General features: G+C 41.7%; 15 protein-coding genes. 5 read left to right on the top strand and 10 right to left on the bottom strand.

Annotated features, from left to right (window positions below):
- Nucleotides 1-12 precede the first annotated feature (12 nt).
- Nucleotides 13-252, top strand: a complete 240-nt coding sequence (locus ACQ86K_RS20800) for a DUF1456 family protein (protein ID WP_091162115.1) — start codon at nucleotides 13-15, stop codon at nucleotides 250-252.
- A gap of 134 nt (nucleotides 253-386) precedes the next feature.
- On the opposite strand, the gene ACQ86K_RS20795 is transcribed toward ACQ86K_RS20800, so the two are convergent.
- The 10 genes from ACQ86K_RS20795 to spt form a co-directional block, all read right to left on the bottom strand.
- Nucleotides 387-944: a CAP domain-containing protein gene (locus ACQ86K_RS20795; protein WP_090526334.1), complete on the bottom strand. Its 558-nt coding sequence runs from the start codon at nucleotides 942-944 to the stop codon at nucleotides 387-389.
- Between the two features lie 38 nt (nucleotides 945-982).
- Nucleotides 983-1813, bottom strand: coding sequence for a hypothetical protein (locus tag ACQ86K_RS20790; protein ID WP_431198672.1), 831 nt, complete (start codon nucleotides 1811-1813; stop codon nucleotides 983-985).
- 280 nt (nucleotides 1814-2093) lie between these two features.
- A complete protein-coding gene (locus ACQ86K_RS20785) occupies nucleotides 2094-3029 on the bottom strand; it encodes a phosphatase PAP2 family protein (protein WP_091162121.1) in 936 nt (311 codons plus the stop codon).
- Nucleotides 3030-3031: 2 nt separating this feature from the next.
- Nucleotides 3032-3655 (bottom strand): sterol desaturase family protein, encoded by a 624-nt coding sequence (locus ACQ86K_RS20780; RefSeq protein ID WP_091162123.1) that lies wholly within the window; start codon nucleotides 3653-3655, stop codon nucleotides 3032-3034.
- A gap of 260 nt (nucleotides 3656-3915) precedes the next feature.
- Nucleotides 3916-4656, bottom strand: coding sequence for a CDP-alcohol phosphatidyltransferase family protein (locus ACQ86K_RS20775; protein WP_091162125.1), 741 nt, complete (start codon nucleotides 4654-4656; stop codon nucleotides 3916-3918).
- A 31-nt stretch (nucleotides 4657-4687) separates the two neighbouring features.
- Nucleotides 4688-7252, bottom strand: coding sequence for a DUF5686 family protein (locus ACQ86K_RS20770; RefSeq protein WP_091162126.1), 2565 nt, complete (start codon nucleotides 7250-7252; stop codon nucleotides 4688-4690).
- Between the two features lie 606 nt (nucleotides 7253-7858).
- Entirely contained in the window at nucleotides 7859-9181 is a 1323-nt protein-coding gene (locus ACQ86K_RS20765; protein ID WP_090526349.1) for an inositol-3-phosphate synthase, read from the bottom strand.
- Nucleotides 9182-9214: 33 nt separating this feature from the next.
- Nucleotides 9215-10201 (bottom strand): NAD-dependent epimerase/dehydratase family protein, encoded by a 987-nt coding sequence (locus tag ACQ86K_RS20760; RefSeq protein WP_091162129.1) that lies wholly within the window; start codon nucleotides 10199-10201, stop codon nucleotides 9215-9217.
- Nucleotides 10198-11316 (bottom strand): GNAT family N-acetyltransferase, encoded by a 1119-nt coding sequence (locus tag ACQ86K_RS20755; protein WP_091162131.1) that lies wholly within the window; start codon nucleotides 11314-11316, stop codon nucleotides 10198-10200. Before ACQ86K_RS20755 ends, ACQ86K_RS20760 begins: the two co-directional genes overlap by 4 nt.
- A 186-nt stretch (nucleotides 11317-11502) precedes the next feature.
- Nucleotides 11503-12630, bottom strand: coding sequence for a serine palmitoyltransferase (gene spt, locus ACQ86K_RS20750; RefSeq protein ID WP_431198671.1), 1128 nt, complete (start codon nucleotides 12628-12630; stop codon nucleotides 11503-11505).
- Between the two features lie 372 nt (nucleotides 12631-13002).
- On the opposite strand from spt, the gene ACQ86K_RS20745 reads away from it, so the two are divergent.
- The 4 genes from ACQ86K_RS20745 (at nucleotide 13003) to ACQ86K_RS20730 (ending at nucleotide 19699) form a co-directional block, all read left to right on the top strand.
- Nucleotides 13003-14355 carry a TolC family protein gene (locus tag ACQ86K_RS20745; RefSeq protein ID WP_090526356.1) on the top strand — a complete coding sequence of 451 codons (1353 nt, stop codon included), beginning with the start codon at nucleotides 13003-13005 and terminating at the stop codon, nucleotides 14353-14355.
- A 54-nt stretch (nucleotides 14356-14409) separates the two neighbouring features.
- Nucleotides 14410-15585 (top strand): efflux RND transporter periplasmic adaptor subunit, encoded by a 1176-nt coding sequence (locus ACQ86K_RS20740; RefSeq protein WP_091162134.1) that lies wholly within the window; start codon nucleotides 14410-14412, stop codon nucleotides 15583-15585.
- 74 nt (nucleotides 15586-15659) lie between these two features.
- Complete coding sequence (locus ACQ86K_RS20735) at nucleotides 15660-18836, top strand: efflux RND transporter permease subunit (protein WP_091162135.1); 3177 nt, start codon at nucleotides 15660-15662, stop codon at nucleotides 18834-18836.
- 401 nt (nucleotides 18837-19237) lie between these two features.
- Nucleotides 19238-19699: a hypothetical protein gene (locus tag ACQ86K_RS20730; protein ID WP_431198670.1), complete on the top strand. Its 462-nt coding sequence runs from the start codon at nucleotides 19238-19240 to the stop codon at nucleotides 19697-19699.
- The last annotated feature ends 193 nt before the right edge of the window (nucleotides 19700-19892 follow it).

Below are 19892 nucleotides of genomic sequence, written 5' to 3'. Positions count from 1 at the left end.
GAAAGATATATAATGAGCAATAACGATATCATGAAAAAGCTGCGGGTGGCTATGAAATTTACTGATGATGATATCATCAAGGTTTTGGCATTGGTTAATTTCAGGATCACCAAAGCCGAGATTGGTGCCATATTCCGTGCTGATGATCACCCCAACTTTAAACCCTGCGGCGATCAGATCCTGCGTAATTTCCTGAATGGCCTCATTATCTACAAACGCGGCCCAAGGGAGCCGAAACCGAAACCGGAGTAATCTGAACCGGGATTTGGGATGATTCACCGGATTTATAGGATTTGATTTGCGAGCGGAATGAGTAGATTGGTTGGATCTCACAGACAAGATCCTGACTTCCGAAAAATCCTATGAAATCCCGGTTCAGGCAATAATTAATGCCCTTCCACAGGCTTTTCCTGTATTAATCTGTATCTCCCTGATTTAATCAGCTTTTGTTGCTGAGCCGAAAATGAGGTCCGGCCGCCAAAATCCTGTACCCAATAGGTTTTATATTCTGCCACGCCAACTTCTTTAAAGTCCGGGTTCATGAGGTTGCGGCAATGGCCTTCACTTTTAAACCAGCCAGCCATCACTTCCGCAATGCTTTGTTGGCCCTGGGCTATGTTTTCGCCTATGGCAAAACTTTTGAACCCTTTAAATTTATAACCGGCGTATACTATGCGGTCTTCCATGCTGCGGCCGTCTTTGCTGTCGTGACTAAAATAGCTTTTGCGGGCCATGTCTTTAGCGTGCCCTATAGCTGCATCTTCCAAATCATTATTCCAGGTAAGGGGAGGGGCCGGCGGGAAATATTTGCTGCCGCAATTGCAGCCTTTCTGGCGTGTAGCATTAATGCTGTTTAAAAACTCGGTCCTGAAGTGTTTGCTGCTTTGGCTGTAGGCATTTGCAAACCAGAATAATGCAGCAAATAATACTATCAATTTTTTCATCTTAGTGCTTTGACACTTTTAAACGCCTGTGGTTTAAATTATTGTTTAGGCCTTCTGATAGCTGAACGCCAGCGGCCGGTTTTCTTTCGCCTGTAAATAATAATTATAGCTATAACGACGAGAATAATAGTGGTGACTGTGAGAATGATAACGATGTTATGTGCCTGGCGTACCTTAGCATTGGCCTGCGCCTGGAGTTTTTGGTAAATACTTTTTTTGGCTATCACCGAATCCTGTTTTTTGATCTTGATCGAATCGGCAGCAGCTACCTTGGCAATGCTGTCGACTGTGACCTGGTTAAGACTATCGTCCAAAAATTCATGGCGTTTAATAGCTACTGCAGCTTTATCATAATCGTTCATTTTCCGGTAAAGTTCGGCAAAGCCTACCTGCACTATCGACTCTTTTTTAGGATCGTGGGTTTTGAGCGATAAGGTTAAAGCATCGTTCAGGTCCTTCATACTGAGTTTATAGTCTTTGATGTCGCTTTTAATAGCTGCAAGCTCTATAAGCGAGCTGATAATATTAAGCGTATCCTTCCTTTGCCTCGATATGGTGTTCGATTGCAAAATGAACCATTTGGCCTCGCTGAATTTACGCTGCGAACGATAAACCTTTGCAAGCGCGTTAAAGCTTGTACGCAAGCCTAAAGTATCGTTATAAGTGGAATAGCTATGCAGGGCGAGCATAGTGTAATTAAGCGCCTCGGTTTGGAAGTAGTATTTCATTCGCCGGGTTGATACGGTATCGTATCCTAAATAATGGGCAGCTATTTGGGTATAGATAGGGCCTTTTAACGAATCACTGGTAACCTGTAATTTTTGCTTAAGACTATCAAGCTCACTGGCGTGTGCTGATAATTTAAGCATGGCTGTCAGAAAAAAGTAAGGTAATAAGTCTCTTCATATAACAGATTACTCGAAAATGCAATAATCTACTTATAATTAGGCAAATAGCGTGCCTGTTTAAGGTCGCCGACATAGGTGTTTGTGAAGATCGCTTGACTTTTTATTCATTTTTGAACAGTATGAGCTGTTTTTCAGGAGGATAACCCTGGAAATATTAATTAACAATTGCCCGCGCATATCCCACAGCATCAGCTTTAATGCATAGTATTGTATACAAAAAAAGATTTTGCTATGCGATTGCTTAAGAGATTACCCGTTCGTATTTATTTAACGCTGATCGTAAACCTGCAAATTGCTTTAACAGTACGTTGTATAAGGTAATACCTAATGCCGCGCAAGTAATGCCGGCCAACACGTCAAGCACGTAATGGTGGCTTGCATATACAGCCGTAAACCAGATGCCAACGGTTACCACCGCAAAAAAGATATTAGCAAGTCCCAGCTTGTTTTTTAAGCCGTAGTAAAGCACTATAACCGGGTATGACGAATGCAGCGACGGCATGGCAGCAAACACGTTTGATCCTTTTGTATAAATCCCTTTAAAAACCCCGGCATGAAAATAGGCGTCAAACCTGGCCAGTCCGGCGGTATTGCCCATAGTTAACGGAATAAAATGAAATCCGTGATATTGAACAAACCAGGGTGGTGCGGCAGGGTAGGCGTAGTAAACTATAAAGCCCAGGATATTCACCAAAACAAACGTTAACGAAAAATTAAGGAACTGTTTTTTGTTTTTGAAGAACAGGTAAGCGGCAAAGCCCAGCGGCACAGGGATCCAGCACAAATAAAACAAGCCCGATAACACATCAATAAAAGTGTTGCTGTTGGCCAGCCAGTATTCGTTGGGTGTAAGCAGCTTGCCATTAAAATGAATGCCGAACAGGTGTTTCTCCGCATTATAGAGCTCGGCAATATGTACCGGGTTGTAGTTATAATTGGGGAAGGCTTTCATGTAATCAAAAACAATCCAGTACACTATGAAAATAGTGAAGCCCAATATAAACTTGCGGGTTATTGCCGACGCATAGAACAGCACATTGAAAATAACTACCAGCGTAAGCTCGTCTGGTTTATAACCAATAAGGAAAGTTGAAAACGCCAGGTAAGCAATGGAAAGCAGCGAAACAATAATTATCGACCGGATATTTACTGTTACGCCTGTATTGGCATTGGTCATTGCTATTTTTTTAAGAAATCTGAACGGAAAATTTTATCCCAGAAAGGTGAACTCACACCATAACCTTTTTCAGGATCCTGATAGTGGTGCAGCATATGGTGTTGTTTTATTTTTTTGAACAGGCCGCTTTTAAAGTTAAAATGGTGCATGGCATAGTGAGATATGTCATAAAACAGGTAGCCTAAAATAAAGCCCGGAAAAAAGCCCCAGATGTAGTTTACAGGCAATAACCATTTAAACAAAAAGAAAAAGCCTGTAGCCAGCGGAATACTTAATGACGGGGGCAATACCAAACGTTTGGCATCGCTCGGGTAATCATGATGCACACCATGCATAATAAAATGGAGGCGTTGCGCCCATTCCAGTTTTTCACTTGGTTGATAGTGAAAAACAAAACGGTGCATAATGTATTCGGTGATGGTCCAAATGAACAGGCCGAAAATGAACAGGCCTATGTAGGTTAATATGTCTAACCCTAAATCAAAGAATTTATAACTGCAATATCCAATAACAGGCACAAAAATGTACAGGGGCACGGTATAATGTACCTTTGATAAGCCTTCTAAAAAGTCGCTCTTAAACATTCGCACCGATTCCTGCGAGTTGGATATATATTTCTTTTTCATTGTTATAATCAGGTTTAAAATGTTTTATTATTTCTCTGCCTGTTTATGGATGTTAAAATTTTTCAGAATGGCTGGCCTTTAATCAACAAAAGGCAATTTTAGCAAAGATATTGCTAAGTGTAAATGCCTTTATTTTATTGTTGCGAAGATATGATATTTGTTGGTAAGTCTTAAGCCAAAAGTTTTAAGTCTAAAGTTCGCAGCCTTAAGAGAAGTAATTCAACGTCCTTGCTTAAGACTTTTGACTTAGAACTATAAACTTACTTACCTTCTTCCTCTTCCAGTTTAATTAATGCTTTTTTAGCCTCTCTTAATCTGTTAAAAGCGGTGATATTGGTTAAAACAGCAAGTATTACCAGCGGAATAGTAAATATCGATATGGTTTCAAATACATGGAATCTGATGCCGGGAACAAATAATTTATAGTTACCGCCTATGTACTGAGCTACTATGCCCGATAAAGCTGCGCATAAGCCGATAGTTACTACACGTTCAGGTCTTTGCATTAAACCGCCTTTAATTTCAACCCCTAAACCTTCGGCACGTGCACGTACATAACTAACCATCATTGAGCCGATCAGCGCTATAAAGGCAGCTATCGAGCTCAGGAAGTAGTGATGCGCCACCAGGTAATAGCAAATACCCAAAAACATGATCAATTCGCTGTAGCGGTCAAGTACGGAATCGTACAAAGCACCAAAGGTTGATTTCATATTCCCTAAGCGGGCTACCTGGCCGTCAAGCATATCAAATAAGCCTGCAAAAAGGATGAGGCCGCCGGCCCAGCCTACGTAGGTTAAATCGCCGCGGTTACCTTCTTCGGCACCTAAAATAAATATCCCTGCAACGCCTACGTTAAGTACAAAACCTATAGTAGTTACGGCATTGGGGGTTAAACCTATTTTTATAAGGATCTTCACAAACGGATCAATAACCTTATAAATGCCTAATTGCAAGTTGGTTCTGAATGATCTCCTAAGTGTTGTTGTTTGCTGTTCCATGTTATTCTCTCTGCTTATTTAGGTACGATGATTAGAAGTCAAATTTAAGCCTTGTCCGTAACCCCCATTGGGCAACGTTTGGCTGGTCAAGGTAGTTAAAGCGCCTTACAAAATCTATGCGTATAAATTTAAATATATTTTCGATACCAACACTACCTTCAACGTAAGGTGTTTTACCTAATGTGTAAGTAATTGGTACACCATCAACGCCAACCGGCAATTGATACAATGACGGATGTATTGAAGGATTATTTTGGTCAGACAAACCACCGTATAATACTTTTACTGATGCGGTTTCGCGCCATTTAAGTTTCTTTAACAACGGTATTTTGTTGAAGAAGAAGCCGCTGAAATGCTGGTCAATCCTGAAGCTTGCATATTTATCACTCACAAACTCCAAAAAGTTCATTAAGTTGTATGAGTCGATATCGTATGCATAGGTTTGGTTTGCCCTGTGTATAGTTAACAACGGGTAAGGTACCGAACCAAAAATTTTACCTGCCGAAACATTGATATCCGCATAGCCTAACTGTGAAAAGTAAAAGCGCTTATCAGCACGGAAATCAAGCTTTTGGTAGTTGTATTCGCCATTAAAAAAGCCTTTAATACCAGCGGCATAATCAAGCTCAAAAGCGGGATATTTGTTAGGAATAGGGATCCTGTAGATTTTACCCTGGTAAAACTGCTCATGCGGTGCCCAGCGTACGCTTGCTGTAAGTTCGGTAGTAGTTAAATGGTGGATAGAGTTTGGCAAATCGTTAATGATGTTGTCAAAATACAGTGATCCTGCAGGTTCTTGTGTCCATTTTTTAAAGCCACCTGCGTAAGAGAAGTGGCTTTCCAGCTCGTGTACATAATCAAACCTGTAAAAGTCATTATACAGGAACTTGTCGTTTACACCACGTTTAAACGATAACAAAAAGTTGTCTTCCTGTACAAACTGCAAGTTCGCACCGGGGATCTTGGTATCACGCTGAAAGCTTGCTCTAATGTAATTTTGCGGGAAACGGTAGATGGACTTATCGTTAAGCGAGTATGTTGCGCTAAGAAAGTACTTCCAGCGCTCATCTTTAAAGCCATAAGCTGCATAAGTTTCAAAATAGTAACGCTTGCTTAGGTCTGGCGTGGTTCGGCCGCCTACACGTAAACGGAATCCCTCAACAGGGTTAAAGCTGTAAAATGTATTAGCCGGACCTAACTCAAACTTGCCGAAGCCTTTGTAACCTGCAAGCAAAAGGGTTGCTATATCAACTGTGCGCTTAAATGATGGCATATTGCGCAGGCTGTCAATATTCTTGTATACTTTAGATTCGGCAGTTCTTAAAGTATCTGGCCTGTTTTCCTGCCAGAATGATTCGGGTCGATGCTTCACTTCATCGCTTAATTCCGCATATTCTGATCCCTGGTAGGTTGTATCCGGCCGGGGTTTGTTAACCACGTAATTGCTGTAGGTTATAGCCCGGATACCAAATAAACCACTCTTTGCATCTTTTTTGGATGCGCCAAAATCTGCAATGGTAGTGCTTTTGCTCAGGTGATAGCGGCCATCCGGGTTTTGTTGAAACTCCAGGTTAACGTTCATTGACCTGATGAAGTTGATATTGATATGCTTGTTGATAGTTAAATCACACTTTTGAACAGCGTAGTTCCCATCGAGCGTTATGTATATGCTACCCTCAAAAAGTACGTCGGTACTGTTGCGCGGTGTAAAATCAAGTTTAACAAGCTTGTTATTGTGCTCATCAAGAACAGTATCCGCAATAAAATATTTGTAATAGTTTGGCGAGTTATCAGAGATTGGGCTCAGGAACTGGCTGGTTATCAAAAATACGTTGTTGGTGTAAATATCAACTTTGTTGTACAGGTGTTTAAAGTATTGGGTAAGGCCTTCATTATCAATACCAGGGCCAAAGTTTACACTTTTTTGGCCAGTTATGTTTTCCCTTGTTTTTTCGGGGTTTTTACGATAATAAACTTGCTGCAATTTTTCATCAAGGTAAATAGGCAATAACGATTTGCCGGGTACCAATGTACTATCCCTATTATCTAAAATGAACTTATACTTACGGAAAAATTTTCTGTCCGAAAACTGGGCTGATACATTGCTCAACGCAAACATCATTTTATCATACTCCTTGTATTCAACATAGTTGTACGCTTCGGGACGGTTCTTTTCTTTATTTTCGATAACCTTACGGATCAGCTCAACAGCGGGGTTATCTTTATTACGGTATTTAGGTTTTTTGCCCGATTTTACCACAACTTCGTTAAGTTGTTGCGAAGCCGGGAACATTTTTACATTTATAACCTGCTCTTTACCGGGAACAACAGCTAAAAAAGCGTCTTTATAACCTAAAAATGAAATTTTGATTTGTTTGTATTGCTGATTGTTTGTAGCCAGGCGATATTTGCCATTAACATCTGTAGTGGTACCGGTGGTGGTGCCCGTGAAAGAAATACTAACAGAAGGCAGGGTTTGTTTGTTACCTGCATCGGTAACAGTACCCGTTATTACCGTTTGCTGCGCATATAATGCCGAAGCAGAAAAGAACAGTATTAAGAAAAATAAGCTTTTATAAAATTTTTTACAATCCATGTACTTTGTGCAATTGTGCAAATACAAACTTCTTTTTCGGCTCAATACTGTTATTATTGGATAAAGAGGTATGTATTAATTATTCAAATATTCCTGGCAGCTTAATTATGTCCGCCCCTGTATGTTTTTCGTTGTTCTGCCACCCAATCTTTCCTCACTTCCCTTGCTTTGTACACTCCCGGCAGATGGTTATTACGGAGTTTACAATTAACAGGCCAAAGGTAAAAAAATCACTACAGACTAATGTGGTCAAAAAGTCAAATATTGTTTACAGCTATTTACTGTATTATATTACCTTAGCCATAATAACCCAAACAACGGCTTTGAGCAGCCATTAGTATGCTCGTTACTTTTCGGTTTACTATATTGTTTATTTTATAATCATCTGGTAATCAAATATAATTAAGCGTTTTTGTTGCCGGCTGAAAGTGTGCCGGGCTATCCAAATAACATTATTTAACAATTTATACTTGGCGCTAATAAGACTAATGCTGATAAAGGAATGTTACCCGCCCCTGGATTTTTTTACCTCACAAAAACAAAACAGCCGTGAAGCAGGGGTTCAACTGCTTACGGCTGTTTTGACGGTATTTGGTAATTTAACGATTATTCGGTCGCGAACATGTCGTCATAGTAATCCAAACCAAGGTGGGTGATCAGGTCTTCGCCCATCAGGTAACGAAGGGTATTCTCCAATTTGATCAGTTGTTTAAAGATGTCGTTTTCTGCATGTAGGCCTGGTGCTGTTTGAGGCGATTTCAGGTAGAATGACAACCACTCCTGGATACCGCTCATGCCGGCACGTTTAGCCAGATCGCAGAAGATAGCCAAATCAAGCGCGATAGGGGCAGCAAGGATCGAGTCGCGGCAAAGGAAGTTGATCTTAATCTGCATTTTGTAGCCTAACCAGCCAAAAATATCGATGTTATCCCAGCTCTCTTTGTTATCACCATGCGGAGGGTAATAGTTGATACGGATTTTGTGGTAGATGTTACCATAAAGTTCCTGGTTATCTTCCGGTTTGAAGATATCTTCCAATACACCCAGTTTTGATACTTCTTTAGTTTTGAAGTTATCCGGATCGTCAAGAACCCAGCCATCGCGGTTACCCAAAATGTTGGTCGAGAACCAACCGTGTACACCTAACGAACGTGCTGCCAAACCTGGGGCTAATACTGTTTTCATTAAAGTTTGACCTGTTTTGAAATCTTTACCAGCAATTGGAGTTTTGGTTAATTTAGCCAGTTCGATCAATGCAGGGATATCAACTGTTAAGTTAGGGGCACCATTAGCAAAAGGAACACCTAATTTTAAAGCCGCGTAAGCATAGATCATACTTGGAGCGATCAGCTTGTCGTCATTTTTCAAACCTTCTTCAAAAGCTGCTAATGACTGGTGTACAGCCGATGCTTCGTAGTAGATCTCGGTTGAACCGCACCATACCAACACAACCCTGTCAAGACCATTAGCCTCTTTAAAGTTTTTGATATCTTCCATTACCTGCTCGGCAAGCTCAAGCCTGGTTCCGGTTTTAACGTGGGTGCCATCAAGGTTTTTAGCGTAGTTTTTATCAAACGCGGCTTTCATTGGCTTTATAGCTTCCAATTCGGCTTTAACCGAATGTAAAAGTCCTGCTTCCAGTACCTGTGCGTTTGAGGCAGCTTCAAATACGTTATCTTCATAAACATCCCAACCGCCAAATACGATGTCGTTTAAATCGGCTAAAGGAACAAATTCTTTAATTTTCGGGTTACGGTTTTCGGTCCTTTTTCCTAAACGTATGTGGCCCATTTGAGTAAGGGAGCCAATTGGCTGCGAGATGCCTTTTTTAACGGCCTCTACGCCGGCAATTAAGGTAGTTGCTACAGCGCCTAACCCGGGGATCAGGATGCCAAGCTTACCTTTAGCAGGTGTAATGTTGATTTTCATTTATGTTACTATTATTTATTTCAAATTAATCGGCTAAATCCATTTGTTGGCTTTATACCATTTTAGCGTTTCGGCCATGCCGTTTTGCAGATTGTATAAAGGATAAAAACCCAGGTCGGATTTAGCTGCTTCAATATCGCAATTCCAGTTAATGGCGGTCAGTTCATTAAGCTTTTCAATATTCAGCACCGCAGCTTTGTTGCTCAAAGAACTTATTTTTTCAGATACTGCTGCAATCATTTTAACAAAATTTACAGGCAGATGAAACTTTAGCGTTTTTAGCATTAACACATCTTTGGTGATGGTGCCTAACTCGTAACGGTTATAAAAATTACCATCGCTCAGATTATATGTCTTGTTATTGCCACCGTATAAGGCCTTGATACTTGCTTTGGCCAGGTCTTTAACATATATAAAGCTGAGCTTTTGCTGCGCCTTGCCTATATAGGGCTCAATGCCCTTCACTATCTGTTTGAAAAATATAAATATGCCGGTGTCCCTCGGTCCGTAAACCGCGGTTGGCCTTAGGATAGTATAATTCAAGCCGTTTACCGTTTTTAATTTTTCTTCGGCAAGCAATTTGCTCCTGCCGTATGCTGTAACAGGACGCGGAGGGGTTGATTCGGTTATGGTGCCGGTTAGCGTGTTAAGCGGCCCAACTGAAGCCAGGCTGCCAATAAGTACAAACTTTTTTAAATCAGGGCAAGCTTCATAAGCCGCCGAAGCCAGGTTATGGGTATATGTAGCATTGATCCGGTTATATTCGGCCTCGGAGCGGGCGCTGGTTACACCTGCCGCGTGGATGATATAATCGGGTTTTATTTCTGCCAGTTGCTTCTTTAATGTTTCTTTATTGTTAAACTCGGGGTAGATATATTGAATGTCTAATTCCTTTAGGTGATCAATTTTGCTGCTTTTACGTACAGCTATAAAAACCTCCAGGTTGTTTTGCAGGGCTTCTTCAATTAAATGATATCCAACAAATCCGCTTGCACCGGTTATTAAAACCCGTTCCCTCATATCGCTTTTTGATATAACCTGTATTTTTTATACGGGTCGCCTTTTATAGCTTCAATGGCACGGTTCATCATATCGTTGTTCTCCAGTGTCCAGCCGGCTTCGGCATGTTTATAACCCTTGGCCTTATATTCCCTTATAATGGTGCCGTATAAGCAGGCTTCAATGCCCATTTTGCGGTAATCTTCAATAACGCCGAGGGCATAAATGCGGATGCCGGTGATGCTTTTTTTGCCGAACAATAATTTGAAAATGCCGGTGGGCAACAAGCGGCCGCGTTTTATTTTTTTGAAGATATCGTTATAATCGGGCAGGGCCAGGCCAAATGCAACTATCTTGCCACGTTGCTCGGCAACAATAGCAAAATCAGGATCAAGGATCAGTTTAAGATCTTTGGCCAGGTAATCATATTCTTCGTTGGTAAGTGGCACAAAACCGGTGTTTTTGTCCCAGGCCGAGTTATAAACGTCGCGAAGTTTTGCAGCCTCTTCCTTAAAATTTTTAAGGTTGATCTTGCGGATAATGATATCATTGCGTTTTAACCGATCTTCAAGCGCGTTTAATAACCTTACCGATTTGTCATCATAGGCTTGTCCTTCCCAATGCCATCCAATCAGGTCAACATCTTTTTTAAAGCCAAAATGCTCAACCAGGTCGGCATAATACGCAAAATTGTAGGTGTTCATCAGGAATGGTGAACTATCAAATCCCTTTATTAATAAGCCACAGGGCTCATTTGTTGAAAAGTTGGTAGGGCCTAACAGTTTACCGGTAACGCCTTTTTCTTTAAGCCATTTGGTAACGGTTTCAAAAAGCAGGTTAGATATTGCCGTGTCGTTAATACAATCAAAAAAGCCAAAAAAGCCATCGTTAACATGGCTGTATTCGTTATGCCCGTTATTAAGGATCGCGGCTATCCGGCCAACAATTTTATCGCCATTATAAGCTAAAAAGGGTTGTACGGTATTGTGTTTATGGAAGGGATGTTTGGTTAAGAGGTCCCTTTGGGCAATAAACAACTCCGGAACATAGTAAGGATCGTCCTTGTACAGGTCATGCGGGAAATCAATAAATGAAGCCAGTTCTTTTTTTGATTTAACCGTTACTATTGTAATCATGTGTGGTAAATGATTGAATAAAGCAAATTGGTATGCTTTAAAATAAAAAGTGCATTTAGCTTACTTTAATAAAAAAGCAGCTAAATGCACCTCAGGTTTCTTCATTATATTTTTTCTTTAACAGAAGCGGTTACACCAACTTCTTTAAAGGCTTTTGACAGTTTTTCAACGGCTTCGTCAATTTGCTCAAAGGTATGGGTAGCCATCAATGAGAAACGAAGCAGTGACAGAATCGGAAGGAACGGCAGGGGATACAACCGGGTTAACAAATACACCTGAAGCTTGCAGGTGTTTGGTAACCGCGAAAGTTTTTTCGTTATCACGAACGTAGATCGGCAAAATAGGGCTTTCGGTAGGGCCAAGGTCAAAGCCTTCTTCCAGCAAAAGTTTCATAGCATAATTGGTGTTATCCCATAATTTCTCGATACGCTCCGGTTCTGATTCAATGATATCTAATGCTGCAATTACGCTGGCTACAGAGCCCGGAGGCATACTTGCGCTAAACATCAATGAACGTGCGCGGTGTTTGATATAATCAATAGTGTCCTGATCGCTGGCGATGAAACCACCTAACGAGGCTAATGATTTACTGAAGGTACCCATGATCAGGTCAACTTCATTGGTAAGGTTAAAGTGTGAGGCGGTACCTGCACCCTTATCACCAATTACACCAAGGCTGTGGGCATCATCAACCATGATATTGGCACCGTAAGTATCGGCAAGCTCAACAATCTTAGGCAATTTAACAATATCGCCTTCCATGCTGAAAATACCGTCAACAGCGATAATCTTCACGGCATCTTCAGGAAGTATGCTTAATTTGCGCTCCAAATCGGCCATATCGTTATGAGCGTACTTGATCACTTTTGAAAACGACAGGCGGCTGCCGTCAATGATACAGGCATGGTCATACTCATCAAGTATGATATAATCATTCCTGCCGGTAACGCACGAAAGTACACCAAGGTTAACCTGGTAACCTGTGCTGAATAAAACAGTAGCTTCTTTGCCTACATAGTTAGCAAGCCTGTTTTCAAGCTCAATGTGGATATCAAGTGTACCATTCAAAAAACGTGAACCGGCACAGCCTGTGCCATATTTGTCAATTGCTTTTTTTGAAGCTTCTTTGATTTTTGGATGATTGGTAAGGCCTAAGTATGAGTTAGAACCAAACATTAATACCCGCTTGTTGTCAATAATTACCTCAGTGTCTTGTGCAGACTCAATAGGCCTGAAATAAGGATATAACCCCCGTTCACGCAGCATATTTGCTACTTGAAACTGAGCGATTTTCCCATGTAGTTTTTTAACCATGTATATTAACTCTGCTTAAATTTTGTGTAAAAATACCATGAATAAGCATATAACTTATACGGTGTGTGTAAATTTTTTTAAAATAATGCCTATTAACGTATCAATACTACTTAAGAAGCACACAAATTCTTACACGGCAAATTAATTAATTTTTTTGTTTATATCGAGCCTATTATTTTCATTTTTTTGTCAAAAGCCCAAAAAGCTGATACTATCCCGTGTTTTTGTAATTTTTTACGTAAAATTCTTGTTCGTGATTTTAAATTAGTAATATTAATTACATATTCGCATTCCCCGTAACAATCCTGCACTAATTATAAAATTTTTTCTTATAATTTTTGCCTGATATACATTGTTATTTATAGCTACCCTATGAAAAAACACAAGTACTTTTTGGCGCTTCTTGTACTTAATTTAACATTGAATTTACATAGCAATAGTTATGCCCAAACTGCCGCTGATAGTATAAGCGGACCGGTTTCCCTCAAACAGGCTATTGACTTTGCCTTGCGTAACCAACCAACAGTAAGGCAGGCTTCCATTGATGAACAGATCAATGAGCGTGATATTAGAATTGGCCTGTCGGCCTGGCTGCCGCAGGTGAACGGCTCGGGCCTTTATAATTATTACTATAAGGGCAGCCCGCAGGCTGGTGCCTCCGGTGCTAACATCCCTAGCAACGCGGGTAGTATCCGTAACCTTTCAACCCTGGGCGTTACGGCCTCGCAGGTACTATATAACAACGATGTATTTCTTGCTTCAAGGGCGAAAAGATATTCGCGTGAGTACTATAAGCAGAACACCTTAAGCAGCCAGATTGATGTGGTAAGCGATGTAAGCAAAGCTTTTTTTGATGTTTTACTATCCGGCAAACAACTTGACATTACTAATGAGGACATCATCAGGTTGCAAAGAAGCCTGAAGGATGCCAAAAGCAGGTATACTGCCGGTGTATCCGATCCTACGGATTATAAGCAGGCAACCATCGCTTTAAATAATTCATTGGCTACCCGTAAACAAACCGAAGAAGCCATCAAAAGTAAAACTGCTTTATTAAAGCAGATCATGGGCGTAGGCGCGGCTACACCGTTAAGCCTTTCTTATGATTCGAGCCGGTATGAGCAGGAGGCCAGTATTGATACTTTACAATCGCTCAATGTAAATAACCGGATCGAATACCGTTTGCTTGAAACAACAAAGGCACTCAATAATCTCAACGTAAATTACTACCGCTTTGGGTTTTTGCCTTCATTATCAGCGGTAGGGAGTTACCAGCATGCATACTTCAGTCATGATTTAGGTGATTTGTATAATAAGTCTTTCCCTACAGGTTATGTTGGCTTAACGCTGGCTGTACCTATTTTCCAGGGGACGAAGCGCCTGCAAAACCTCGCTAAAGCCAGGCTGCAGGTTGAACGTACCGACCTGGACCTGATCAATACAAAAAATAGTATTTATACGGAATATACCCAGGCACTGGCGGCATATAAAAGCAATTACACCAGCTACCAGCTCATTCGCGAAAATGTAACACTTGCAAAAGATGTGTATAAGGTGGTAAGCCTGCAGTACCGCGAGGGAGTAAAAACTTACCTCGACGTAATTGTATCGCAGGCAGATCTGCGTACTGCCGAACTGAGCTATTATAATGCCTTGTTCAATTTACTCAGCAGTAAAATTGACCTGCAAAGGGCTCTTGGAATCCTGCCTGTTCAGCAACCATAAGATATCGTCATAAAAAAATAAAAACTACAGCAACACACGAACAACCTATTCTACATGAAACATACATATATATATTGGTTAGCCCCTGCAGCACTTTTAACATGGGCATCATGCGGTAAACCTCAAAAGGGCGGGCCGGCGGCCATGCCCCCAACCCCAGTATACCTTGCCGACGCTAAAACAGCCGAAGCAGTATACTATGATAAATACCAGGGTATTGTGGTTTCGGTGAACACTGTCGAACTGCGCAGCCAGGTACCGGGTTTTGTAACGGGTATATTTTTTAAAGAAGGCGATGTTGTGCAGAAGGGCAAAGTATTGTATGAAATAGATAAACGCAAATACCAGGCTGCTTTTGACCAGGCCAAAGCTAATGTGCTAAGCGCCGAAGCCAATTTGGTTAAAGCGCAAAAAGACATTGACAGGTATAACATGCTGCTTAAGAGCGATGCGATTGCCCGTCAGACAGTTGATCAGGCACAGGCTACCTACGAAACTAATAAAAGCCAGGTTGCGGTAGCCAAAGCCGCGCTTGAGTCGGCCCGTACCGATTTATCATATGCCACCATTACCGCGCCTTTTACGGGGCGAATAGGGATCTCGCAAGTGAGGCTTGGAACACAGGTAGCAGCAGGTACCACATTGATGAACACAATATCTGCCGAGCATCCTATCGGTGTTGATGTTGTGATCAACGAGCAGGATATCAACCGCTTTTATGGTCTTCAAAAATCAAGTACCGACAGTACCTTTAAACTGGTGCTACCCGACGGAAGCAAATACAACAAGACAGGTAAAGTATTGGCGATTGACAGAGGGGTTAGCAATCAAACCGGCAGCATTAGGGTAAGGATCCAGTTTCCGAACGAGGATGACGTGCTTAAGGATGGCATGAGCTGTGTTCTGCAGGTGCTGAACAGCCAATCGGGCCAGCGGGTACAAATCCCTTACAAGGCAGTAACTGAGCAAATGGGCGAGTTTTTTGTTTTCGCAACAAGAGATACAGTTGTTAAAGATACCGCAGCTGATAAAACAGTTAAAGACAGGCGCGATACGATAGCAAAACAGGTAAAGGTGAAATTAGGGCCGCGCATTAACAGCGACGTAGTGATAATGGATGGAATAAAACAAGGCGATAAAGTGATTACCGACGGCTTCCAGCGTTTGCGCGATGGTGGTAGGGTCACTACCGGAACAGCCACGCCGGCCGGAGCAGCACCCAAAAAATAAATTTATATCAACAGGAAAAATTTTAAGCCGAAGAAGGGGCGCATCTACCCTGGAAAACTTAATATAGAGAAAGAATGATCGCAGATACTTTTATAAAACGACCGGTTACCGCCATTGTAATATCCCTGGTGATATTAATAGTGGGCATCCTGTCAATATCCAGCCTGCCTATAGGCCAGTACCCTGATATTACACCTCCAACCGTGTCAGTTAGCGGTAACTATGTCGGTGCTGATGCGTTAACAGTTGAGCAAACGGTAGCTACCCCGGTTGAGGTGCAGGTAAACGGCGTACCCGGCATGACCTACCTGCAAAGTAACAGCAGCAGCAACGGGCAAATGAGCATGACGGTTAACTTTGATGTTGGTACTGATATTAACATTGCAGCCCTCGACGTGCAAAACCGTGTAGGTATTGCTTTACCAACTTTACCGCAGGAGGTACAGCGTTTGGGTATGGTAGTACGTAAACGTAACCCAAGTATTCTGATGCTTGTGGCCATGTTTAGTCCTAAAGGCACCCATGATGTCACTTTTACTGATAACTACACCAACGTATTTATAAAGGATGCTATTTTGCGTACCAAAGGAGTAGGTGACGTTGTTACACGTGCCGATGATTTTAGTATGCGCATCTGGCTTAACCCGGATAAACTTGCTGCGTTAGGTATGAGCGCTGCGGATGTAACCAGTGCCCTGCAGGAGCAAAACGCGCAGGTTGCCGCCGGTACAGTAGGTGCTACACCTCAGTTAAAAGGACAGACATTTGAGTATTCGGTTATTGTAAAAGGCCGTTTAGAGAAGCCGGAAGAATTTGGTAATGTGGTTGTTAAAACCCAGCCTAACAATGGGGGCATAGTACACTTAAAAGATGTTGCCAGGATTGAGCTGGGTAAATTCAACTACTCAGGTAACTCATTTGTTGATGGTAAAAGGGCATCTTATCTGCTGGTGTACCAGGCCCCGAACAGTAACTCGCTTGAAACTGCCGATAATGTATACGCTACTATGAATGAGCTTAAAAAGAGCTTTCCTAAAGATATAGATTACGTAGTTCCTTTTGAGGCCATAACCGTGGTAAAGGTTTCGGTAAGCGAGGTTATCGAAACGCTGGTTATTGCACTTGTACTGGTTATTATTGTAGTATTCCTGTTTTTACAAAGCTGGCGCACAACCCTCATTCCGGTACTGGCTATTCCGGTATCAATTATTGGTACGTTCATTTTCTTTATTCCGCTTAACTTTACTATCAATACGTTAACGTTATTTGGTTTCGTACTGGCTATTGGTATTGTGGTGGATGATGCTATTGTGGTGGTTGAGGCTGTACAGCATTATATGGATGAGGAGGGTATGACACCTAAAGAAGCCACCCAGCACGCTATGGCCGATATCTCGGCCCCCGTAATAGCCATCGCGCTGATCCTGGCTGCAGTGTTTGTGCCGGTAGGCTTTGTGCCGGGTATAGTAGGGCGATTGTATCAACAGTTTGCGATCACCATTGCCATATCTGTATTGATATCAGCTTTTGTTGCACTATCATTAACACCTGCATTGTGTACGTTGATATTAAGGCCGCATAAGATAGATGAAAGCTCTCGTGGCTTAAATAAGTTTTTCTTTAAATTCAATACCTGGTTTACCCGCGTAACCGGTAAATATCGAAACACAGTTGATAAAAGCATTAAAAACTCAAGATACATTATCATTCTGCTGGTGTGTATCATTATAGGCGCGATACTTTTATTCAGAAGTAAACCATCTGGTTTTATCCCGCTGGAAGATGATGGCCGTGTTTATATCACTTTTGATTTACCCGAGGCTTCAGCAACCGGCCGTACTGTTGATGTGTTGCACAACATGATGAGAACGCTTGATAGCGTGCCGGAAATAGCCCATTACGCGGCGTTGGGTGGTTTGAATGCCATCAGCTTTGCAAGTAAATCAAATAGTGCAACCATATTCGTGCAGTTGAAACCTTGGGATGAGCGTAAAGAAAAGTCGCAGCAGATAACAGCGCTTGTTGCACGGTTAAACCAAAAGCTCGGTAAGTATAAGGAAGCCAATGTTGTGGTGATCCAGCCACCGGCAATTCCGGGGTTGGGTAGTACAGGAGGTTTCTCGTTTATATTAGAAGAGAAACAGGCAGGTGGCGACATTAAGGTATTTGAGAAAACGCTCCGAACGTTCCTTGGCGCAATTAATCAGCGTAAAGAGATAGCAAGGGCCTTCTCGTTCTTTACTGCCAGTACGCCTGCTTACCAGTTAACGATAGACAGAGAGAAATCTAAAAAGCTTGGTGTAGCAATATCTGACGTGAACAATGCGCTGCAAACCTATTTGGGTAGTACCTATATCAACGACTTTACCATTTATGGTCGTAACTTCAGGGTAGTAGCCCAGGCCGATACCAGTTATCGTACCAATGTGCAAAACATAGGACAGTATTTTGTGCGTAATTCATCAGGAGCCATGGTGCCATTGAGCACACTTACATCATATAAGGTAATTGAAAACTCACCGTTGATATCGCACTATAACCTGTTCCGTTCGGCCGAGATTAACGGTAGTACCAAGCCGGGGTATAGTAGTGGTGATGCTATTACCGCTTTGAAAGAGACAGCCGCGCAGGTATTGCCGCAAGGTTACGGTTACGAGTTTTCGGGCCTGAGCCGTGAGGAGTTATTATCCGGGTCAAAAACGGTATATATATTTGCACTGTCAATAGGATTCGTGTTCCTGTTCCTGGCTGCTTTGTATGAAAGCTGGTCGGTACCGTTCTCTGTGTTATTGTCAGTGCCCCTGGGTGCATTTGGTGCCATATTGTTCCTTACTTTCTGGCCTGATCTTACTAACAACGTTTATGCACAAATTGGTTTGATAACGCTGATTGGTTTGGCGGCCAAAAACGCCATCCTGATCGTAGAGTTTGCCAAGGAACGTGTAGACGCAGGCATGGAATTGGAAAAAGCTACGCTCGAGGCTGTCCGGCTACGTTTAAGGCCAATCATCATGACGTCGATGGCATTTATATTAGGTGTAGGTCCGTTGATGGTTGCATCGGGCGCCGGTGCTGAAGCCCGTAAAACCATAGGCTGGACGGTGTTTGGGGGAATGCTTACTGCTACATCATTGGCTATATTTATAGTACCGGTTTTATTTTACCTGATCACTAAAATGGCTTACGGTAAGGAAAAACTTGCCGAGCTTGAAAAAAATTATGATCCTAAAAAGCACGGACCGGAGGTATAATAATTGTTAAAGTTTTGTAAAAAGAGAGGCGCAAGTCTCTCTTTTTTACTTTCCGACAGGTTTGGTATACTGCTACACCTGGCTATTTAACCATTTATGCGCTCGAAATTAGGTGTTAGTAGACACTTTTGATGCTTATGCAGGGCAGTTTTTTATAAAACTATTCATCATAAAGTATATTAAACGGTCATTATTTTGTATTGACCTCATCGCTTTAAATAATATTGATTTTCAATTATTAAGCCGTGTGTGATTGGATTAAACGCGGTTGTTTTATTGGTTTAAATAATATCCTGGATAGTGAATGATGCCAATAATGGCAAAGTATTTGTTAAGGAGGAGTTAATACAATGGAAAATTAAAAAAATCAACATTGTAGAATTTGACTAAAAAACACAACTATGAAAACAATGACTAAAATGATAGCTTCGGCGTTTACTGCGGTGGCTATCTTCATCGGAACAAATGTTAAAGCTCAAACTACACCAGCGAACGCACTACGCTTTGGGGTAGGCCTGGAAGCAGGTATCCCAACAGGTAACGCTCACGACATTTCAAAATTTGAGTTAGGCGGTACTGCTCGTTTGCAATATGGTGTAAGTAATGATTTAGCCCTTACACTTACCTCGGGTTATTACAATTTTTTTGGTAAAACCTATACTTCATCATTTTCCAACTCTACGTCAACAACTACAGTTACAGTTAAAGGCAGGTCTTTAGGCATAATTCCGGTAAAAGCCGGTATTAAAGCTTTTGTTGGCGATGGCTTTTATTTCGCAGGCGAAGTGGGTGCCGGTTTTGAAGTTCACCCACCAATTGCGGGGGTGAAAAGAATACTAAACTTATCCTTTCTCCTGGCTTAGGTTATGCCACCAAATCATGGGATATTGGTGTGCGTTATGAAAACTTCTCGGGACAAAGCAATAACTATGGCCTGGTTGGCTTACGTTTAGCTTATGGATTTGGATTGTAATTTTTAATATACTTAAACAAAAAAATCCGCTTGCCAACAGCAAGCGGATTTTTTATTTCTGAACCGGGATTTGCGGGGATTTA

The organism is Mucilaginibacter sp. P19, assembly GCF_050632265.1.
Classification (GTDB): domain Bacteria; phylum Bacteroidota; class Bacteroidia; order Sphingobacteriales; family Sphingobacteriaceae; genus Mucilaginibacter; species Mucilaginibacter gossypii.
Note: the sequence above shows the minus strand (reverse complement) of the source record. Positions and strands in the feature narration are given on the sequence as shown.

What these genes read in the sequence shown, in the direction of transcription:
- ACQ86K_RS20800 (WP_091162115.1), top strand. Translation starts at nt 13, where the DNA reads ATGAGCAATAACGATATCATGAAAAAGCTGCGGGTGGCTATGAAATTT.
- ACQ86K_RS20795 (WP_090526334.1), bottom strand. Translation starts at nt 944, where the DNA reads ATGAAAAAATTGATAGTATTATTTGCTGCATTATTCTGGTTTGCAAAT.
- ACQ86K_RS20790 (WP_431198672.1), bottom strand. Translation starts at nt 1,813, where the DNA reads ATGCTTAAATTATCAGCACACGCCAGTGAGCTTGATAGTCTTAAGCAA.
- ACQ86K_RS20785 (WP_091162121.1), bottom strand. Translation starts at nt 3,029, where the DNA reads ATGACCAATGCCAATACAGGCGTAACAGTAAATATCCGGTCGATAATT.
- ACQ86K_RS20780 (WP_091162123.1), bottom strand. Translation starts at nt 3,655, where the DNA reads ATGAAAAAGAAATATATATCCAACTCGCAGGAATCGGTGCGAATGTTT.
- ACQ86K_RS20775 (WP_091162125.1), bottom strand. Translation starts at nt 4,656, where the DNA reads ATGGAACAGCAAACAACAACACTTAGGAGATCATTCAGAACCAACTTG.
- ACQ86K_RS20770 (WP_091162126.1), bottom strand. Translation starts at nt 7,252, where the DNA reads ATGGATTGTAAAAAATTTTATAAAAGCTTATTTTTCTTAATACTGTTC.
- ACQ86K_RS20765 (WP_090526349.1), bottom strand. Translation starts at nt 9,181, where the DNA reads ATGAAAATCAACATTACACCTGCTAAAGGTAAGCTTGGCATCCTGATC.
- ACQ86K_RS20760 (WP_091162129.1), bottom strand. Translation starts at nt 10,201, where the DNA reads ATGAGGGAACGGGTTTTAATAACCGGTGCAAGCGGATTTGTTGGATAT.
- ACQ86K_RS20755 (WP_091162131.1), bottom strand. Translation starts at nt 11,316, where the DNA reads ATGATTACAATAGTAACGGTTAAATCAAAAAAAGAACTGGCTTCATTT.
- spt (WP_431198671.1), bottom strand. Translation starts at nt 12,630, where the DNA reads ATGGTTAAAAAACTACATGGGAAAATCGCTCAGTTTCAAGTAGCAAAT.
- ACQ86K_RS20745 (WP_090526356.1), top strand. Translation starts at nt 13,003, where the DNA reads ATGAAAAAACACAAGTACTTTTTGGCGCTTCTTGTACTTAATTTAACA.
- ACQ86K_RS20740 (WP_091162134.1), top strand. Translation starts at nt 14,410, where the DNA reads ATGAAACATACATATATATATTGGTTAGCCCCTGCAGCACTTTTAACA.
- ACQ86K_RS20735 (WP_091162135.1), top strand. Translation starts at nt 15,660, where the DNA reads ATGATCGCAGATACTTTTATAAAACGACCGGTTACCGCCATTGTAATA.
- ACQ86K_RS20730 (WP_431198670.1), top strand. Translation starts at nt 19,238, where the DNA reads ATGAAAACAATGACTAAAATGATAGCTTCGGCGTTTACTGCGGTGGCT.